Genomic DNA, 16,302 nt, shown 5'->3' on the forward strand with positions numbered 1-16,302 from the left:
GGTTACGGCGTCACGCCGCAATGGGCGTCGACGATCCGCTGCACCATCGGCGCGAAATGCGAAAACGGCGGGGTTTCCATATCGGCATGTTTGCCGGCTTCGTCCAGATACCGCACCTGGATGATTTCCTTGAGGTTCGGGTTCTGCTCGAATGCGGCGACCTCTTCCGCGCTCATCGGCCCGCCCTGCAAGTTTAGCGAATGGATCGACGCCTCCGACAGTCGATTGTAATATTCCGGCTTGGTTGCGCAAAGATACCGCTTGGCCGCCACGTGATAGCGCACGCAATCGGTGACGAGGCTGGGAAAGAACGCCTCAAGCACCTCGGCACCTGCCTCTTCATGATGGCGGTCCTCGGTATCGTCGATGCGGAAGGTGCCGAATTCGGAAGTGAAATGGCCAATGTCATGCAGCAGCGCCGCCACAATGATGATCTCGGGCAGGCCATTTTTCTCGGCAATCGTGGCACCTTGCAACATATGCTCGGCCATGGTGACGGGTTCGCCCAGATATTCCTCGCCGCCGCGCCGCTCGAAGATATCTTCAAGAAACGCAACGATGGTTTGCGGGGTCAGGGTTGCAGGATCGGGGCGGCTCATTCTGCCGCCTCCGCCATAGGGGCTTCCAATGCCGCCAGCGTCGACAGCAGCCCGTCTTTGTCAGCGTAACAGCCTTGGAACCAGCGCTTTCCGGTGCCGGAATAGCCCTTGCGCGCGTGTAGCACGCGGGTGTTGTCGACGATAAAGCTCTCGCCCGGCTCAAGGCGGAACGTCACTTCCATTGCGGGATCGTCAATGATCTCGCCCATGCGGCGATAGGCGGCGTAATAGGTTTCCATCTTGTCGAATGGCACATCGGTGATCGCCGCAGCCGACCGGTTGTTGAAGCGCACGCCGATCAGCGCGCCATCCGGGGCCAGTTCGATCATCGGGCGGCGCGATTGCAGCCGCACTCCGGCCTCGCCCGCATATTCGAACCGCGCGCAATGGCCCGCCAGCACATCGAACCATTCCGGGTTTTCGCTGCGCAAGCGCTCGGCCACACGGAACCCATCGACCACCATATTCTCGCCCCCCGCAGCCGAGCTTTCGAGGCAGTAAAGGATTTGCAGCGTCGGCACCGGATCGCGGTACGGGTTGTCAGTATGCGCCTGCAGCCCCAGCCCGGTAAACGCCAGATTTGTGGGGTTGACCTCGGTGCGGACCTCGAAATGACGGCCATAGTTGGTTTCGCGTACATGGCCGAACAGATCGACCACCTTGAACAGCGCACCATTTTCGATGGGACCGCCGGTCAGCTTGCCAAAGCCATAGCGCGCAACCTGCGCCAGCCAATCGCGTTTCGCGCCTGCATCGCTTTGCACGGCAGTAAAATCGCCCTGTGGCACGCGCGCCATCAGACCAGAATCCCACGTCTCGATGCCCTCGCCGGTCCAGCCCGCGCCGGTTTCCTGTGGGCGATCATAGCGACTTTGCATCAGCCAATCAACGTCATATTCGACGGTCTTGTTTTCAGGGGCGAAGGTCAGCGTCAGGCGCTGGCCATCGGCCTTGGCGGCGCTGACGCGGGTCTCGGCAGGAATGTCGCGCAGCGCGATCAGGCGTTGGCCGTTGGCGGGGGCGCGGGTGGCCTCGTCCCAGGCGTTGTCGCGCAGCCAGATCGCGTGAAACCGGGCCGTTCGCTCCCCTGCCTTGAGTGTGATGAAATTGCCCTCGGGGGCGATGGTCACGTCGGTCATGTCGGTCTCGCGCTTTGAAAATGATATATGGCGAGGATGGGTTATTCTGACATAAACACAATCAATGGTTTCTGACAACGAGAGGTCAATTGGCTTATGTCTGATCGTCCGTTTGACAATCTGCCGCTGGAATGGGTGCGCGCCTTCGAGGCGGCGGGCCGGACCGGCAGTTTCACCGCCGCCGCGCATGAGATTGACCTGACCCAGGCTGCGATCAGCCAGCGCATCGCCAATCTGGAAGCGATGATCGGCGCGCGGCTGTTCCTACGACAACGCCGCGGCGTGGCGCTGACCGTCGAGGGCGAGGCCTGGTTGCCCCATGTCAGCCACGCGCTGACCCTGTTGCAGCAAAGTTCCGAAGATCTGTTCAGCACCAGACGGCGCAAGATCACAATCTCGGCCAGTGCCTCGGTGATCCAGAATTGGCTGGTGCCCCGCCTGACCCGCTTAGAGCCGGACGACCGGATGCAGATTTCGTTTTCGACCATGGTGGTTGCCGCCGATTTCGACCGGCAGGCGGATACGGTAGAAATACGCCACGGCAACGGCCTGTGGCCCGGTCGCCGGACCGCGCGGCTGTTCGCCGAGGAACTGGCCCCGGTCGCCAGCCCCCATTTGTTGAACGCTGGAGAGCGATGGCAGGATCTGCCGAAAATCGCCGTGTCCGGCCCGCGCCCCGGCTGGCAGGAATGGGGCGAATATGGCGATCGTCCACATGTGCGGTTTGATACCATGACGTCGGCCATCGCAGCGGCAGTGGCGGGGGTCGGGGTGCTGCTGGCGTCACTGCCGCTTTGCGCCGAGGCATTAAAACGCGGCGACCTTGTGCCCCTGTCCGATCACAAACTGCACCCATCTGACAGCTATTGGTTTACCGCCTCGGAAGCCGCCTTGCCCGCGCGGCAATGGGAGCGTTTGACCGGAATTTTCTGCTCAGATGATGCGGTGTAGGTCATGAGAATAAGACGTGACTTTATAACGGGTCTGCGCAAGAGTTGGCTTAATAAAACGCGCTGGACCACGGCTAATCACAGCGCTGACAATAACGTCAGGAGAGGGTGACCCAATGTCGAACGAACTGAAATACCTTGGCAAACTGGCCGCTGCGGGGCGGCTCGACCGGCGGGCATTTCTGGGCCGCGCCGCCGCTTTGGGCGTGACGACAACAATTGCCAACACGATGTTGGCCGGTGCGGCAAGGGCCGCTGATCCGGTCAAGGGCGGCGTCATGCGCCTCGGGCTGGGTGGCGGACAAAGCACCGACAGTTTCGATCCGGCGCTGGCCAGCAACGAGGCGCCAAACACGATGCTGTCGTTCTTTGGCGAGCGGCTTTTCGAGGTCTCGCCCGAGGGCGACCTGGTCAGCCGGCTGGCCGTCGATCACAGTTCCTCGCCCGATGCGCGGGTCTGGACCTTCAAGATCCGCAAGGACGTGCCCTTTCACAACGGCAAGACGGTGACCCCCGAAGACGTCATGGCCACCATGGAGCGCCATTCCGACGAAAGCAGCCAGTCGGGCGCGCTGGGTCTGGTGCAAGGTATCAAAACGATGCGCGTCGAGAACGACGAATTCATCGTCGAGTTGAAAGAAGCCAATGCCGACCTGCCTTTTGTGCTGGCCGATTACCATCTGGTGATCCAGCCGAATGGTGGCAAAGACAACCCCGCCGAGGGTGTCTCGGCTGGCCCCTACAAGGTGATCGAGGAGGACGCCGGGGTTCGCTATATATTTGAAAAATTTGCCGATTATTGGGACGATTCGCGCGGCCATGTGGACCGGATCGAAGTTCTGGTGATCAATGACGACTCCGCACGGGTCTCGGCGGTGCAGTCGGGGCAGGTGCATATGATCAATCGCGTACCGCCGCGCATCGCCACCATGATGAAGCGGGCTCCGGGGGTCGAAGTCAAATCAGTGCCCAGCCGAGGCCATTATGTCTATGTCATGCATTGCAACACCGCCCCGTTCAACAACAATGATCTGCGCATGGCGCTGAAATACGCTATCAATCGCGAAGAAATGCTCGACAAGATCCTGTTCGGCCATGGCACCATCGGCAATGATACACCGATCAACGCGGCCTATCCGCTATTTTCCGATGATATCGAACAGCGCGAATACGATCCCGAAAAGGCGGCGTTCCACTACAAGAAATCCGGCCACGAGGGGCCGATCGTGTTCCGCACCTCGGATGTGGCGTTTCCGGGCGCGCTGGACGCGGCGCAACTATACCAGCAAAGCGCCGCTGAGGCCGGCATGCAACTGGACGTGATCCGCAGCCCCGGCGACGGTTATTGGAGCGAGGTCTGGAACAAGGAACCGTTCTGCAACTCCTATTGGAACGGGCGCCCGACACAGGACATGATGCTTTCGACATCCTATCAGACCGGTGCGGATTGGAACGAAACCAAGTTTTCCAACCCCGAATTCGACAAGCTGTTGGTGCAAGCGCGCGGCGAACTGGATGAGGACAAGCGCAGGGACATGTATCGCCGCCTCAACGTGATCCTGCGGGACGAGGGCGGGGTGATCTGTCCGATGTTCAACAATTTCGTCGACGCGATATCGGATCAGGTCGAAGGCTGGCATGACGACCCGAACTTCCCACTGATGAACGCGCTGGCGCCGGTGAAATGCTGGCTGAAAGCCTAAGCAATAAGCGGAGCGGCGGATGTTTCTGCCGCTCCCTTGGCTGAGCCGGGAGGGCGCAATGCAACAGGTACTGATCACCGCCGGGGCCAGCGGCATCGGGCGTGCCATGGCCGAGGGTTTCGCAGCATCGGGGGCGGATGTCTGGATCGTCGATGCGGATGCCGACGCGCTGGCCTCTTGCCCGAGCGAATGGCGACGCGACTGTATCGACGTCACCGACGAAGCCGCGATTGCCGCGCTTTTCACGCGATTGGCGAATGAATGGGGCGGGCTTGACGTGCTTTGCGCCAATGCCGGTATCGCCGGGCCGACCGCGTTGATCGAAGAGCAGCCGCTGAGCGGATTCCGCCGCTGCGTGTCGGTGAATCTGGACGGCGCGTTCCTGTTCACCCGCGCCGCCGCACCGCTGATGAAACGGGCGGGCAAAGGTGCAATCCTCTACACATCCTCAACCGCCGGGCTGTACGGTTATCCCAACCGCGCGCCCTATGCGGCGGCGAAATGGGCGGTCAACGGGTTGATGAAGACGGCGGCGATGGAACTTGGCCCCTTCGGCATCCGTGCCAACGCGATTTGCCCCGGCGCGGTCGAGGGGCCGCGTATGGAGGGCGTTTTGCAACGCGAGGCGGCGGCCAAGGGGACAACGCGCGACGCGATCTATCGCGGCTATGCTTCTGGCACCTCGATGCGCACCTTCATTCAGGCCGAAGAGATCGCCAATATGGCGCTATTTCTGGCCTCGGATGCGGCGCGCCATGTCTCGGGGCAGATCATCGCCGTCGATGGACATACCGAGAACCCCGATCCGAAGGTCTGAGCGTTTGGGTCAGGCTGCGCGGGGTAGGGGCGTGAAGTTATGGGTACCTTAGGTCGCCTCTGTGTTGATATCCACCCGGATATTGTCGATCAGCCGCACGCCATCCAGCCAGACTGCCACCAGCAGACGCCCGGATGTCGCGCTGTCGGCAATCGGGGCAAAATCGCTCTCGCGGCGAAACTCAAGATAATCAATCGACGAAATACCGCCATCGCGCAGCGATTGCCGCGCATGGTTCAATACCGCCGCGACCGGCTGGCCGGCGGCAAGCGCCTTGGCCGCGTCGGATAGGGTGGCACTTATCAGCGGCGCGATCTTTTGCGCCGCCTGCCCCAGCCGCACATTGCGCGACGACAGCGCCAGCCCCGAGGCTTCGCGGATGGTCGGACAGCCGATGATCTGAGTGTTGATATCAAGATCCGCGACCAGCCGGCGCACCACCTGAAGCTGCTGGAAGTCCTTTTCCCCGAAAAATGCAAAATCGGCATCGGTCTGCAGCAGCAGTTTGGTCACCACCGTTGCCACCCCGTCGAAATGGCCGGGGCGATCAGCGCCACACAGGCCCTCGCTGACGCCGGACACCGAGACAGTGGTGGCAAAGCCCTGTGGGTAAACCTGGCCGGGCTCGGGTATATACAGCACGTCAATCTCGAACGGCGCCAGTTTTTCGACGTCGGCACCTTCGGTTTGCGGATATTTTTCAAGGTCTTCGGGATTGTTGAACTGTCTGGGGTTCACAAACAGCGTGACAATCACCCGGTCAGCGCGCGCACATGCAGCGGATACCAGGCCAAGATGGCCTTGGTGCAACGCGCCCATGGTCGGCACCACACCGATGGTTTCGCCAGCCGCGCGCCAATTGCGTGTCTGCGCCCGCAGCTCGGCTTTGTGACGGATGATTTTCATGTCTGGGTTCCTTAGGCAGCGGTCGTGATCCGGGTTGAATTGGCCTTGAAGGACGCTGCGGCAGGCAGATAAGGCCTAAGGTCCGGCGTTGCAACCACGCACCGACAACGCCACATATAAGAGGCAAGCCGGAAATTACTGGTTTTGCGAACCGTTTGCAAAAGCATGGCTGCACCCGCTAGGATCAGAATACCCGTGCGATCTGGGCAATCTCCGAGGTGATTGCGATGAACAAACAATCTCTGGCAACTCTTGAATGGCGGGTCACCGGCATGGACTGTGGGGGCTGCGCCGCCAAAGTGCGCGGCGCGGTGGAACGGCTGCCCGGCGTGGCCGAGGTGGACGTCGCGCTGATGGCTGAGCGGCTAAGACTGGATCTGGACCCGCACCAGACCTCGCCCGACGCGGTGGTCGGGGCAGTGCGGGCACTGGGATTCGGGATCGAATCCAAAGCGCCCGAAAACCCGACGGTCGCGCCCGCCCGGCGCTGGTATAAGACCGGCAAGGGACGGCTGGTGCTTGGCACTGGCGCGCTTTTGATCGCGGCTTTTGTGGCACATCTGACCCTGCCGCCGGTGGTGGCGCATTGGGCCTTTATCCTTGCCACGCTGATCGGCGTCACCCCGGTGGCGCGGCGGGCGGTCGCGATGACGCGCGCGGGCATGCCCTTCACCATCGAAATGCTGATGAGTATCGCCGCCATCGGCGCGCTGGTGATCGGTGCCGCAGAAGAGGCTGCTTTCGTTGTGTTCCTGTTTGCCGTGGGCGAGATGCTGGAAGGGCTGGCCACCGATAAGGCCCGCGACGGTATTCGCGCGCTAGCTGCACTGGTGCCCCGGACCGCGCTGCTTGAAGACGGGGCCGAGATCCGCGAGGTCGCCGCCGAGCGCCTGCGCATCGGTCACGTGGTGCTGGTGCGCCCCGGCGACCGGCTGCCCGCCGATGGCACCGTGATCGAGGGAGTTTCGGGCGTTGATGAGAGCCCGGTCACTGGCGAAAGCGTGCCGGCCCTCAAGGAGCCCGGAGCCGGTGTGTTCGCCGGATCAATCAATACCGAGGCGGCGCTGCGGGTGCAGGTAAGCCGCGAGGCCGCGGATAACACGATCGCGCGGATCATAAGACTGGTCGAAGAGGCCGAAAGCGCCCGCGCACCCACCGAACGTTTCATCGACCGGTTCAGCCGTATCTACATGCCCGCCGTGGTCGGTATGGCGCTGTTGGTGGCGCTAGTGCCGCCGCTGGCATTCGGGCTGGGCTGGGGCGACTGGATCTATCGCGCGCTGGCATTGCTGCTGATCGGCTGCCCCTGCGCGATGGTGATCTCGGTGCCAGCGTCAATTGCTTCGGCCCTGTCGGCGGGTTCGCGCCACGGTCTGCTGATGAAGGGCGGCGCGGTGATCGAGGCGGCGGCACGCACCACCCATGTAGCGTTCGATAAGACCGGTACCCTGACCCACGGGCGGCCCGTCGTGACCGATGTGATCCCGCTTTCGGGCAGCGAAACCGACCTGCTGGCCCTCGCCGCCGCTGTTGAGCGCGGCGCAAGCCATCCACTCGGGCAAGCAATTCGTATCCGCGCCGAAGCTGACGGCGTCCTCGGCCCCGCCGCCACCGCTGCGCGCGCCATACCCGGCAAGGGGGCCGAGGCGGTGATCGAGGGCGCGACCGTGACTGTCGGCTCGCCCCGGCTGGCCAAGGAAATCGGCGCCATGAACGCAACGGCCACCACAAGCGCCGCCGCGTTGGAAGAGGAGGGCAAGACCGTCGTCGTCGTGGCCCGCGGGGACACACCCCTTGGCCTGATCGCGCTGCGCGACGAATTACGCGCGGACGCGGCGGCGGCGATGCGACAGTTGCGCGGCAAGGGAATCGCTGCGCTCATGTTGACCGGGGACAACCCCCGCACGGCGTCGGCGCTGGCCGATGAGCTGGGCCTCGACCACCGTGCTGAATTACTGCCCGAGGACAAGGTGGCTGCGATCCGTGAGCTGGCAAGCGGGCGGCAGGTGATGATGGTGGGCGACGGGATCAATGACGCACCCGCTCTGGCCACTGCACAGGTTGGCGTGGCGATGGGGTCGGGCACCGATGTGGCGCTGGAAACCGCCGACGCCGCGATCCTGCGCAACCGGGTCAGCGATGTGGCCGGTCTGATCGCGCTGGCCCGTGCGACCATAGCCAATATCCACCAAAACATGACCATCGCGCTGGGGCTCAAGGCAGTGTTTCTGGTGACCACGGTGCTGGGCATTACCGGCCTCTGGATCGCGATTCTGGCCGATACCGGTGCGACCGTGCTGGTGACCGCCAATGCGCTGCGGTTATTGCTGTTCCGCCCACAGCGGATGATTCAGGACACCAGCCCGCGCGCCTGAAGCGTCTCGATTTCGGCGCGCAAGGTATCGGCAAAGGCCGCGACAACAGCTGCGGGGGCGCGGTTGCGCGAAGTGAACAACGCGATTTCCCAACCGATCGAGGGGATCAGCGGTTTCGATACCACATCTGTGCCATCCAGCAGCAATTCGGCAATCGGGTCGATCAGCGCGATGCCAGTGCCGCGCGCAACCAGACCGCAAACGCCCCGCAGATGGCGCATCTCGGCGGCGATTGTGCGCTGAATGCCAATCGATTGCATCAGGCTGTCCACCCTTGTGCGCAGCGGGCTGCCCGGAGCCAGTTCGACGAAAGGTTCGTTGCGCAGCCGCGGCAGGGGAATTGGGCCCGGCGTGTTCAGCGGATGATCGGCGCGCATGATGCAGCGCGCCTCGCAATGGGCAAGCGGCGTGACGTCGGCGCCGCTACCGACAGTGTCTAGGGTGATGCCAAGACCCAGATGGCAGCGATGCTCGGCCATCATCGCCAGTAGATCCTCGCGCCCCACATCGATGATGCGAATGCCGACTTGCGGATGGGCGCGTTTGAACGTGGCCACCGCGTCCAGCAGGAAAGTGTCGCAAAAGATCGGCTGCGCGGCCACGACAATATTGCCGCGCTGGAGATTGGCAATGTCGCGGGCTTCCTGTTCTAGCCCGCGCAACTGATCCAGCGTGGCCGCGACGCTGTCGTGGAACAGAACCGCCTCGGCGGTCGGCACCAACCGGTTGCGCTTGCGCTGAAACAGCGCGAACCCGGCTTGCCGCTCTAGCGCGCTCAGCAGACGGCTGACCAGCGGTTGACCAACCCCCATCGCATCGGCGGCCTTTTGTGTGCCGCCATGACGCATGAAGGCATCAAAGGCCTCAAGTTCACGCAATTTCATAAGCCACCCCTCTCAGTATGCGTTTTATGAATGCTAGAGAGAAAGATTGTCAATTTTTGAATACTGTGAAAACGTCGCGGGATGCGAAAACCGTACAGCCCGCAAGGCTGCCGCAAGGGAGAGAGTGATGAGACGCATTTTGACAGGCCTCGCCGCCGCAGCCATGCTGGCTGCGGGCACGGCACAAGCGCAGAACTATCCGGATCAAGCAATCACGTTGGTGGTGCCTTACGGCCCCGGCGGAGCGTCTGATCTGGCGGGCCGCGCATTAGCGGAAACCGCGCGCGAACATATCGGCCAGCCGGTCACTGTGCTGAACAAACCCGGCGCCGGCGGTATGACTGGCGCGGCGTTCGTCTCGAATGCCGAGCCAGACGGCTATACATTGCTGTTGGCACGTGTCGGCATGGCGCTGACCCCGGCGGTCAACCCGCAATCGACAGTGGATTGGGACGCCTATACCTTTCTGGGCGAGCTTGAGGCATCGCCGATGATCCTCGCGGTCAAAGCCGGTGCCCCATATGACAGTGTCGGTGATCTGGTAGCGGCCATCGAGCAGAACGAAGGCACGATGACCTATGCCGCGTCCGGCGCCACGGCGATTGACGGGTTCACGGTGCAAGCACTGCTGTCCGATTCCGGGATGGACCCGCTGACCGCGGCGACGCTGGTTCCCTATAAGGGCGGCGGCGCACTGGCCACGGCGCTGTTGGGCGGACATGTGGATTTTCTGGCGATTTCCGCCGGATCGCTGATGCCGCATATCGAAAGCGGCGACATGACCCCGCTGATGGTCTTTGCACCGCAGCGCATGGACAAGCTGCCCGAGGTGCCGACCGCAGCGGAGCTGGGATATGAACAGGCCGGCCAGATCACTGGCTGGAGCGCGCTCTACGGTCCCAAAAACTTGCCCGAAGATGTCACCGCCAAATGGGAAGAAGTGCTTGCGAAGGTGGCCGATAACGAGACTTGGCTGACCTTGGCCGAACGGCGCGGCTCGATCTCGACCGTCGGCCAAAAGAACATGGCCGAATACGCCAAACAGCAATACGAGCTGTTTCATGGGCTGGCGCAAAAATTCGGCTATATCCAGTAAGCAGTTAAAAGAGGCGCGGCCATGTGGAGCGGTATCCTGCGCGGAGTTCTGATCTCGGTCCTGTTTGGATTCGTGCTGTTCGTGCTGATCCCGGTCCATGTGCCGCGCCCCGCCTTTATCCCCGGCTTTGCGCCGCCGCCTGACATGTGGCCGCGCACGGTGTCGATTGCCGGTATCGTGCTGGGATTGATCGTGGCGGTGCTGGCATGGGCCGGTCCGGTCGCGCGCCCTGCTCCCAACCCCGAGAAACAACCGGCCGAGCCTGTCGGCTTGCCCGTGCTGATCGGCCGTTTCGCCCTTGTCGTGCTGGCCTTTGGGCTGTTCATCATGCTGGTGCCGCGGATCGGCTTTGTTTTGGCGGCAATTCTGCTGACCGCTGCTGCAATTTTATTGACTGGCGAGCGCCAGCGGCTGGTCTGGGGCACCATCGTGGCGGTGGCGCTGCCCATCGTTCTAGCGTTGTTCTTCAACTCGGCGCTTGGCACACAATTTCCCAAGGGGCCGTTTTCGGCACTGCTTGGCTTCTGAGGACGATCCGCGATGCTGAACGACATTTTGCTGGCGCTTCAGGCCGTCGCCACCATCGAGAATTTCCTGATCATGGCCGCCGGGATCTGGGGCGGCGTGGTGATCGGCGCGATTCCGGGCATGACCGGCACCATGGCGGTAACTCTGGCGCTGCCATTTACCTTTTACATGCAGCCGGTGCCCAGCATCCTATTGCTGGTCGCGCTTTACAAGGGCTCGACCTATGGCGGGTCGGTCTCGGCGATCCTGATCAAGACACCCGGCACCGCCTCGGCGGCCTGCACGGCGTTGGACGGCTATCCGTTGGCGCGACAAGGCAAGGCGGGCAAGGCGCTGAACATGGCGCTCTATTCCTCGGTGATCGGGGATTTCTTTTCCAACATCTCGCTGATCTTTCTGGCGGCGCCGCTGGCAATTCTGGCGCTGCGAGTCGGGCCGCCGGAATATTTCATGCTGATGGTATTCGCCCTGACCACAGTCGCGGGCGTATCTGGCAATTCGCTCCTGCTGGGGCTTGTTTCGGCCTGTCTGGGGCTGCTGCTGGCGACCGTGGGCGAGGATATGTATGGCTCGTTCCGCTTTGCCATGACCAACGAGATGCAGGCCGGTCTGGCGGTGGCTCCGGTGCTGATCGGACTGTTCGCGCTGCCTGAACTGATCAAGCTGATCGTGTTCCGCAACCCACCGAAAACCGAACCGATGAAGCTGGGCGACAACCGGGTCAGCGGGCGGGAAATTCGCGCTTCGCTCAAATCAATCCTGCGCGGCAGCACTATCGGCGTGGTTCTGGGCGCGATCCCCGGCATCGGCCCGGCCTCGGCGGCGTTCTTTTCCTATGGCGAGGCCCAGCGCACATCGAAAACCCCGGCCAATTTCGGCAAGGGCGAACTTGAGGGTATCGCAGCTTCGGAATCTGCCAATAACGGCGCCTGCGGTGCGACGATGATCCCGCTGCTGGCGCTTGGCGTACCGGGCGACGTGATCACTGGCGTGATGCTGGGTGCCTTCATGATTCAGGGGCTGACACCGGGGCCGCTGCTGTTCCAGACCAATATGCACGAGATCTATATGCTGTTCATCGGCATGATGGTGTCCTCGGTCTTGCTGTTCGGAGCGGGCAAGATCACCATGCGGGCGTTTTCCTATGTCGCCGAAATCCCGCCGACGCTGCTCACCTCGGTGGTGCTGCTGCTGTGTCTGTTTGGAATTTATTCGATCTCGAACAGCATGTTCGATGTCACGGTATTGCTGGCATTAGGGGTGTTGGGTTTTGCCATGTTCCTGCTCGATATTCCGGCAGCGCCGTTCCTGATCGCCTTCATCCTCGGCCCGATGATCGAAGAGAACATGCGCCGGGCGCTGGCGATCTCGCGCGGGGATGCGTCGGTGTTCTTGTCCTCTCCCATCACATGGATTTTCGCCGCGCTGATCCTCTTCGTGATCGGCATCACGTTCCGCCGCGAGGTCGCGAAAGCCAGACAGCGCAAGGCGGATCGAGCATGAAAGATACGATAATGACCCATGAAAATCTGGATATTGCAAAGACCCATCTTGGCCGGCTGATTGGTTTCGACACCACCAGCGCGCTGCCCAACCGCGCCATTATCGACCACATGGCCGACTATTTTGCCGGGCTGGGCGCCCACATCACCATCCTTCCCGACGAAACCGGCGACAAGGCCAATCTGATCGCCCGTTTCGGCCCCGAGGGCAAACCCGGCCTGGTGCTGTCGGGCCATACAGATGTGGTCCCTGCGGGCGGTGCCAACTGGACGACACCACCCTTTGAGATGGACGAGCGCGACGGGCGGCTTTACGGGCGCGGAAGCTGCGACATGAAGGGCTTCGCCGCCTGTGTGATGGCTGCCGCCCCCGGTTTTTCCAGCGCAACACTAGAGCGCCCACTTTACCTGTGCTTCTCCTATGACGAAGAAGTCGGCTGCCTTGGCGCACCTGCCATCGCGCGGCATCTGGCCGCTTTGGACGTGCCGCCCATGCTGGCAATCATCGGTGAGCCGTCGGAAATGAAACTGATCACCGGGCAAAAGGGCAAGATTGCCATGCGCGCCCATGTGCGCGGCACGGCAGGGCATTCGTCCTTTGCCCCAAGCCACGTCAATGCGCTGGAATATGCCGCGCGGATCATCGCAATGATTCAGGACCGGGGCCGCACCTATGTCGAACACGGCCCGTTCGATCCCGATTTCACCGTGCCGCACGCCACCATGCTGGCAACGACCATAGAGGGCGGCATCGCCACCAACGTGACGCCAGACCGCTGCAGTTTCACCTTCGAGTTGCGCAGCATCGACGAAAGCCGCGCCCGCCCTGACCTTGATACATTGCTTTCCGAGGTCGAAGCCCAGTTTCTGCCGGAAATGCGAGCGATTAGCGACGAGGCCGGGATCGAATGGGAAGAAGTCTTTGCCTATCCCGCCATGGGCGACGCCACCCGCACGCCCGGCTTCGAGGCCTTGCGCCATATCCTGCCCGAATGGGGCGGCAAGGTGTCCTTCGGCTCTGAAGGTGGCGTGTTCGAGGTGATCGGCGGGGTGCCTTCGGTCATCATTGGCCCCGGCTCGATAAAGCAGGCCCACAAGGCCGATGAATTTATCGAGATTTCCCAGCTTGACGCCTGCCTGTACTTTCTCGATCAGGTCACCGAATTCGCAATAAACCGCTGATTTTTCATCTTTTCAGGCGACAATCCGCCAGTTTGGCGCGTGCTGCCGACGGCTGCGGGAACTTCTTCGCAGACAAGCCGTTGGTGGGCTGCCGTGACGCAAGAAGCGTCGCATAAAACTTGGAGGAAACAATGAAACATCTCGCTTACACGCTTGGTATCGCCAGCTTGATCGGTGCAATGGGCACGATGACTCTCGCCGAGAGTGATATGAAAACCATGATCGATACGAGCACTGTGACTTGTGCCGACTTCACCGCGATGAGCAGCGAAGAGCAACGCTCGTCACTGGATGAGATCAAGCATGCACAGGCCGACAGCGATATGAATGCTTCCGCAGACATCGATGTGGGTGCCGGTGACATATCAGCAACTGCTGACACCGACCTATCCGCCGGTACCGGTACCGACATGTCGGAGAACGACGCGGAAATTGAAGCAGTGATCGCCGCCTGTGCAGGCAATGATCAGGCACTGGTCGCTGACCATCTGCCGGCAAGCTGACCCAACCGGTAGCGGGCGGACCATCCCGCCTGCTGCCAATCCATATGCCAGTTCTGCCGGTCAGTTCCTTTTCGCAGCGATTGGATGCCTAGAGAAGCTGAGCGCGCAATTCTTCGGGACTGCGGCGCGAAAGCAGACCCAGAGGCACATCATAAATAGTTTTTGCGCCCACCTGCCCCAGCGCGTTCATGCGGTGCACGGCACGGGCACAGGCGACAAGGACGCTCGCGGTAAATTCCGGATTGCTGCCCAGTTTCAAACCATATTCCATGACCTGCGTGGTGTCGGGCGATGTATTGCCGCTGCGGATGACAAAACCACCATGCACCATCGCTTGGTGGTCTCGAGCAAGCTCTTCAGCGCTGATAAAGTTGACTGTGGTGTCGTAGCCATCAAAATAATGCGGCATGGTAACGATGGCGGTGCGCACCTCTTCTGCATCTGCACCGTCTTCCAGAACCACGAAACATTCGCGCTTGTGCATCTTTTGCGCGGTAAGCTCAGGGCGTTCGCCCGCCAGCACCTGTGAAATCGCCTCCTGCGCCGGACGGGTATATTGCACCGCGCCGGCAACCCCCGCTACACGCCGCAGCGCATCTGAATGGCCTTGGCTCAGCCCGTCGCCCCAGAACGTATAGGTTGCCCCATCGGGCAAGAGCGCCTCGCCCAGCGCGCGATTAAGCGAGAATAGGCCCGGATCCCAACCGGTCGCGACAAGTGCCGTGCGGTTGTTGGCGCGGGCCACCGGATCTACCTCGGCGAAATATTCAGGAATGCGCGCATGGGTGTCGAAACTGTCGACGGTGTTGAACAAGGCGGCAAGTTCCGGCCCCTGTCGCGGCAGATCTTCTTTTGAACCGCCACAGAGGATCAGCACATCAATCTTGTCGGTATCTTCGGGCAGCTGCTCCATCGCGTATACGGGGGTTTCGGCATGTCGCGGCTTGATCTGATCGGGCGCACGGCGGGAATAGACCCCGACAAGGCGCATGTCGGGGTTATTGCCGATGGCCGCCTCGACCCCGCGGCCCAAATTGCCGTGTCCCGCGATGGCGATACGAATATTTTCGTTCATTGGAGCCTCATCCGTTCCATGGCCGGACGTGGAAATTTACCCTAGTCCAACTGTTTGTGATTTCTGGCGGACGCATAACAAATCTGACTTATCGGTCAAGGGCGGCGTCAACGAGGAGCCTGCGTTTGACCAGAGGCGGACCGGCACTGACGCTTGGACAATTTTATTACAGAAACCAAAATTCACCGGCGAGAACTTGCCGGTGAGAGGTCTTCGTGGCAACAAATACAGGATCGTTTTGTACAGTGTTTTGATAACAAGGCCGTTTACCATGTCATCACGCAAGATTGCCCTCGCCCTGCCCATTGTTTTTTCGATGGTCGCGGGTTTTGCCACCGCTGGGTCGCTGACAGAACCTGTCGCGACGGCAGTCGTCACCCCCCCTGCCACTGCTGCCGATTGGAGCGGTCCCTTTGCGGGGGTTTTCGTCGGCTATGGCGACGGAAGTTACCGGCAGCAGGGTTTGGGCAGTCTAGGGCAGGTTGTGGATGTTGATGATGCCCTCGCCGGTATGCGGATTGGCCATAACTGGCAGAATGGCGGTCAAGTTTTCGGCTTTGATGTGTCGCTCAGTTCGGGAATCGACGGTAGTACACCAAGAGGCACACCCGGAAATTGGCCCTGCCAAGAGGGAGATTGCAATGTGTCGATCGACTCCCTGTTCACGCTGCGCGGGCGCTACGGCGGGCTGGTCGCGCCAAGCACGCTGATTTACGGCACTGCAGGGTTTGCCTCGGCACAAATCGAGGGTGGCGTCAGAAACAGTGCGCAACAAGGTAGCTCACAGGCGCACGGCTATACTGTCGGCCTTGGCATCGAGCATAAATTCAGCGACCGGTTTAGCGTCTATGGCGAAGCGAACTACATTGACCTTGGCACTTTGGAATTCGGAATAGCTGACGCGAAGAACAGGTTCGAAGGCAAAGGTGATTTCTCGACCATTCTGGTGGGCCTGAACTATCATTTTTGAGGCGGCGCAGCTGCTTTTCTCAAACAGTTTCGCTTTGCGCCGGCGGCAACGGTGATGGCTGCCATGGCGCATA

The 16,302-nt window shown here is 61.4% G+C and carries 15 protein-coding genes; 10 read left to right on the top strand and 5 right to left on the bottom strand.

The window, feature by feature from the left end; translation table 11 throughout:
- Positions 1-2: 2 nt before the first annotated feature.
- On the bottom strand, positions 3-599 hold the full coding sequence (gene tmpB, locus JAO82_RS06015) for a (R)-1-hydroxy-2-trimethylaminoethylphosphonate oxygenase (RefSeq protein ID WP_198685456.1): 597 nt from the start codon (positions 597-599) through the stop codon (positions 3-5).
- The gene (gene tmpA, locus JAO82_RS06020) at positions 596-1,738 is read right to left on the bottom strand and encodes a 2-trimethylaminoethylphosphonate dioxygenase (RefSeq protein ID WP_198685457.1); all 1,143 of its coding nucleotides are present in this window, start codon (positions 1,736-1,738) and stop codon (positions 596-598) included. Before tmpA ends, tmpB begins: the two co-directional genes overlap by 4 nt.
- A 96-nt stretch (positions 1,739-1,834) precedes the next feature.
- Between tmpA and JAO82_RS06025 the strand changes: the two genes are divergently transcribed.
- From JAO82_RS06025 to JAO82_RS06035, 3 genes are all read left to right on the top strand, one after another.
- Positions 1,835-2,689 carry a LysR family transcriptional regulator gene (locus JAO82_RS06025; protein WP_198685458.1) on the top strand — a complete coding sequence of 285 codons (855 nt, stop codon included), beginning with the start codon at positions 1,835-1,837 and terminating at the stop codon, positions 2,687-2,689.
- Positions 2,690-2,804: 115 nt separating this feature from the next.
- Positions 2,805-4,391 (top strand): ABC transporter substrate-binding protein, encoded by a 1,587-nt coding sequence (locus JAO82_RS06030; RefSeq protein WP_198685459.1) that lies wholly within the window; start codon positions 2,805-2,807, stop codon positions 4,389-4,391.
- Positions 4,392-4,449: 58 nt separating this feature from the next.
- Positions 4,450-5,208 carry an SDR family oxidoreductase gene (locus JAO82_RS06035; protein ID WP_198685460.1) on the top strand — a complete coding sequence of 253 codons (759 nt, stop codon included), beginning with the start codon at positions 4,450-4,452 and terminating at the stop codon, positions 5,206-5,208.
- A gap of 48 nt (positions 5,209-5,256) precedes the next feature.
- Here the strand turns inward: JAO82_RS06035 and panC are convergent, their stop codons facing one another.
- The gene (panC, locus tag JAO82_RS06040; protein WP_198685461.1) at positions 5,257-6,114 is read right to left on the bottom strand and encodes a pantoate--beta-alanine ligase; all 858 of its coding nucleotides are present in this window, start codon (positions 6,112-6,114) and stop codon (positions 5,257-5,259) included.
- A gap of 227 nt (positions 6,115-6,341) precedes the next feature.
- On the opposite strand from panC, the gene JAO82_RS06045 reads away from it, so the two are divergent.
- A complete protein-coding gene (locus JAO82_RS06045) occupies positions 6,342-8,489 on the top strand; it encodes a heavy metal translocating P-type ATPase (protein WP_232897261.1) in 2,148 nt (715 codons plus the stop codon).
- Here the strand turns inward: JAO82_RS06045 and JAO82_RS06050 are convergent.
- Positions 8,465-9,373, bottom strand: coding sequence for a LysR family transcriptional regulator (locus tag JAO82_RS06050; protein WP_198685462.1), 909 nt, complete (start codon positions 9,371-9,373; stop codon positions 8,465-8,467). The two genes, JAO82_RS06045 and JAO82_RS06050, sit on opposite strands and share 25 nt — an antisense overlap.
- Before the next feature lie 127 nt (positions 9,374-9,500).
- Here JAO82_RS06050 and JAO82_RS06055 point away from each other — a divergent pair, with 127 nt between their 5' ends.
- From JAO82_RS06055 to JAO82_RS06075, 5 genes are all read left to right on the top strand, one after another.
- Positions 9,501-10,469 (top strand): Bug family tripartite tricarboxylate transporter substrate binding protein, encoded by a 969-nt coding sequence (locus JAO82_RS06055; RefSeq protein ID WP_198685463.1) that lies wholly within the window; start codon positions 9,501-9,503, stop codon positions 10,467-10,469.
- Positions 10,470-10,490: 21 nt separating this feature from the next.
- The gene (locus JAO82_RS06060; protein ID WP_198685464.1) at positions 10,491-10,997 is read left to right on the top strand and encodes a tripartite tricarboxylate transporter TctB family protein; all 507 of its coding nucleotides are present in this window, start codon (positions 10,491-10,493) and stop codon (positions 10,995-10,997) included.
- 12 nt (positions 10,998-11,009) lie between these two features.
- A complete protein-coding gene (locus JAO82_RS06065; protein WP_198685465.1) occupies positions 11,010-12,500 on the top strand; it encodes a tripartite tricarboxylate transporter permease in 1,491 nt (496 codons plus the stop codon).
- Complete coding sequence (gene argE, locus JAO82_RS06070; protein WP_198685466.1) at positions 12,497-13,681, top strand: acetylornithine deacetylase; 1,185 nt, start codon at positions 12,497-12,499, stop codon at positions 13,679-13,681. Before JAO82_RS06065 ends, argE begins: the two co-directional genes overlap by 4 nt.
- Positions 13,682-13,812: 131 nt before the next feature.
- Positions 13,813-14,184 carry a hypothetical protein gene (locus JAO82_RS06075; protein ID WP_198685467.1) on the top strand — a complete coding sequence of 124 codons (372 nt, stop codon included), beginning with the start codon at positions 13,813-13,815 and terminating at the stop codon, positions 14,182-14,184.
- 88 nt (positions 14,185-14,272) lie between these two features.
- Here the strand turns inward: JAO82_RS06075 and JAO82_RS06080 are convergent, their stop codons facing one another.
- On the bottom strand, positions 14,273-15,259 hold the full coding sequence (locus tag JAO82_RS06080; RefSeq protein WP_198685468.1) for a diaminopimelate dehydrogenase: 987 nt from the start codon (positions 15,257-15,259) through the stop codon (positions 14,273-14,275).
- Positions 15,260-15,287: 28 nt separating this feature from the next.
- Here JAO82_RS06080 and JAO82_RS06085 point away from each other — a divergent pair, with 28 nt between their 5' ends.
- Positions 15,288-16,229, top strand: a complete 942-nt coding sequence (locus JAO82_RS06085) for an outer membrane protein (protein ID WP_332872495.1) — start codon at positions 15,288-15,290, stop codon at positions 16,227-16,229.
- Positions 16,230-16,302: the final 73 nt, after the last annotated feature.

This window comes from Pontibaca salina, assembly GCF_016307205.1.
GTDB lineage: Bacteria > Pseudomonadota > Alphaproteobacteria > Rhodobacterales > Rhodobacteraceae > Pontibaca > Pontibaca salina.

Bases quoted from the DNA above. Each gene is read 5' to 3' on its own strand.
- JAO82_RS06025 (WP_198685458.1), top strand. From the start codon at position 1,835: ATGTCTGATCGTCCGTTTGACAATCTGCCGCTGGAATGGGTGCGCGCC.
- JAO82_RS06030 (WP_198685459.1), top strand. From the start codon at position 2,805: ATGTCGAACGAACTGAAATACCTTGGCAAACTGGCCGCTGCGGGGCGG.
- tmpB (WP_198685456.1), bottom strand. From the start codon at position 599: ATGAGCCGCCCCGATCCTGCAACCCTGACCCCGCAAACCATCGTTGCG.
- JAO82_RS06055 (WP_198685463.1), top strand. From the start codon at position 9,501: ATGAGACGCATTTTGACAGGCCTCGCCGCCGCAGCCATGCTGGCTGCG.
- JAO82_RS06065 (WP_198685465.1), top strand. From the start codon at position 11,010: ATGCTGAACGACATTTTGCTGGCGCTTCAGGCCGTCGCCACCATCGAG.
- tmpA (WP_198685457.1), bottom strand. From the start codon at position 1,738: ATGACCGACGTGACCATCGCCCCCGAGGGCAATTTCATCACACTCAAG.
- JAO82_RS06050 (WP_198685462.1), bottom strand. From the start codon at position 9,373: ATGAAATTGCGTGAACTTGAGGCCTTTGATGCCTTCATGCGTCATGGC.
- JAO82_RS06080 (WP_198685468.1), bottom strand. From the start codon at position 15,259: ATGAACGAAAATATTCGTATCGCCATCGCGGGACACGGCAATTTGGGC.
- JAO82_RS06045 (WP_232897261.1), top strand. From the start codon at position 6,342: ATGAACAAACAATCTCTGGCAACTCTTGAATGGCGGGTCACCGGCATG.
- JAO82_RS06075 (WP_198685467.1), top strand. From the start codon at position 13,813: ATGAAACATCTCGCTTACACGCTTGGTATCGCCAGCTTGATCGGTGCA.
- panC (WP_198685461.1), bottom strand. From the start codon at position 6,114: ATGAAAATCATCCGTCACAAAGCCGAGCTGCGGGCGCAGACACGCAAT.
- argE (WP_198685466.1), top strand. From the start codon at position 12,497: ATGAAAGATACGATAATGACCCATGAAAATCTGGATATTGCAAAGACC.
- JAO82_RS06060 (WP_198685464.1), top strand. From the start codon at position 10,491: ATGTGGAGCGGTATCCTGCGCGGAGTTCTGATCTCGGTCCTGTTTGGA.
- JAO82_RS06035 (WP_198685460.1), top strand. From the start codon at position 4,450: ATGCAACAGGTACTGATCACCGCCGGGGCCAGCGGCATCGGGCGTGCC.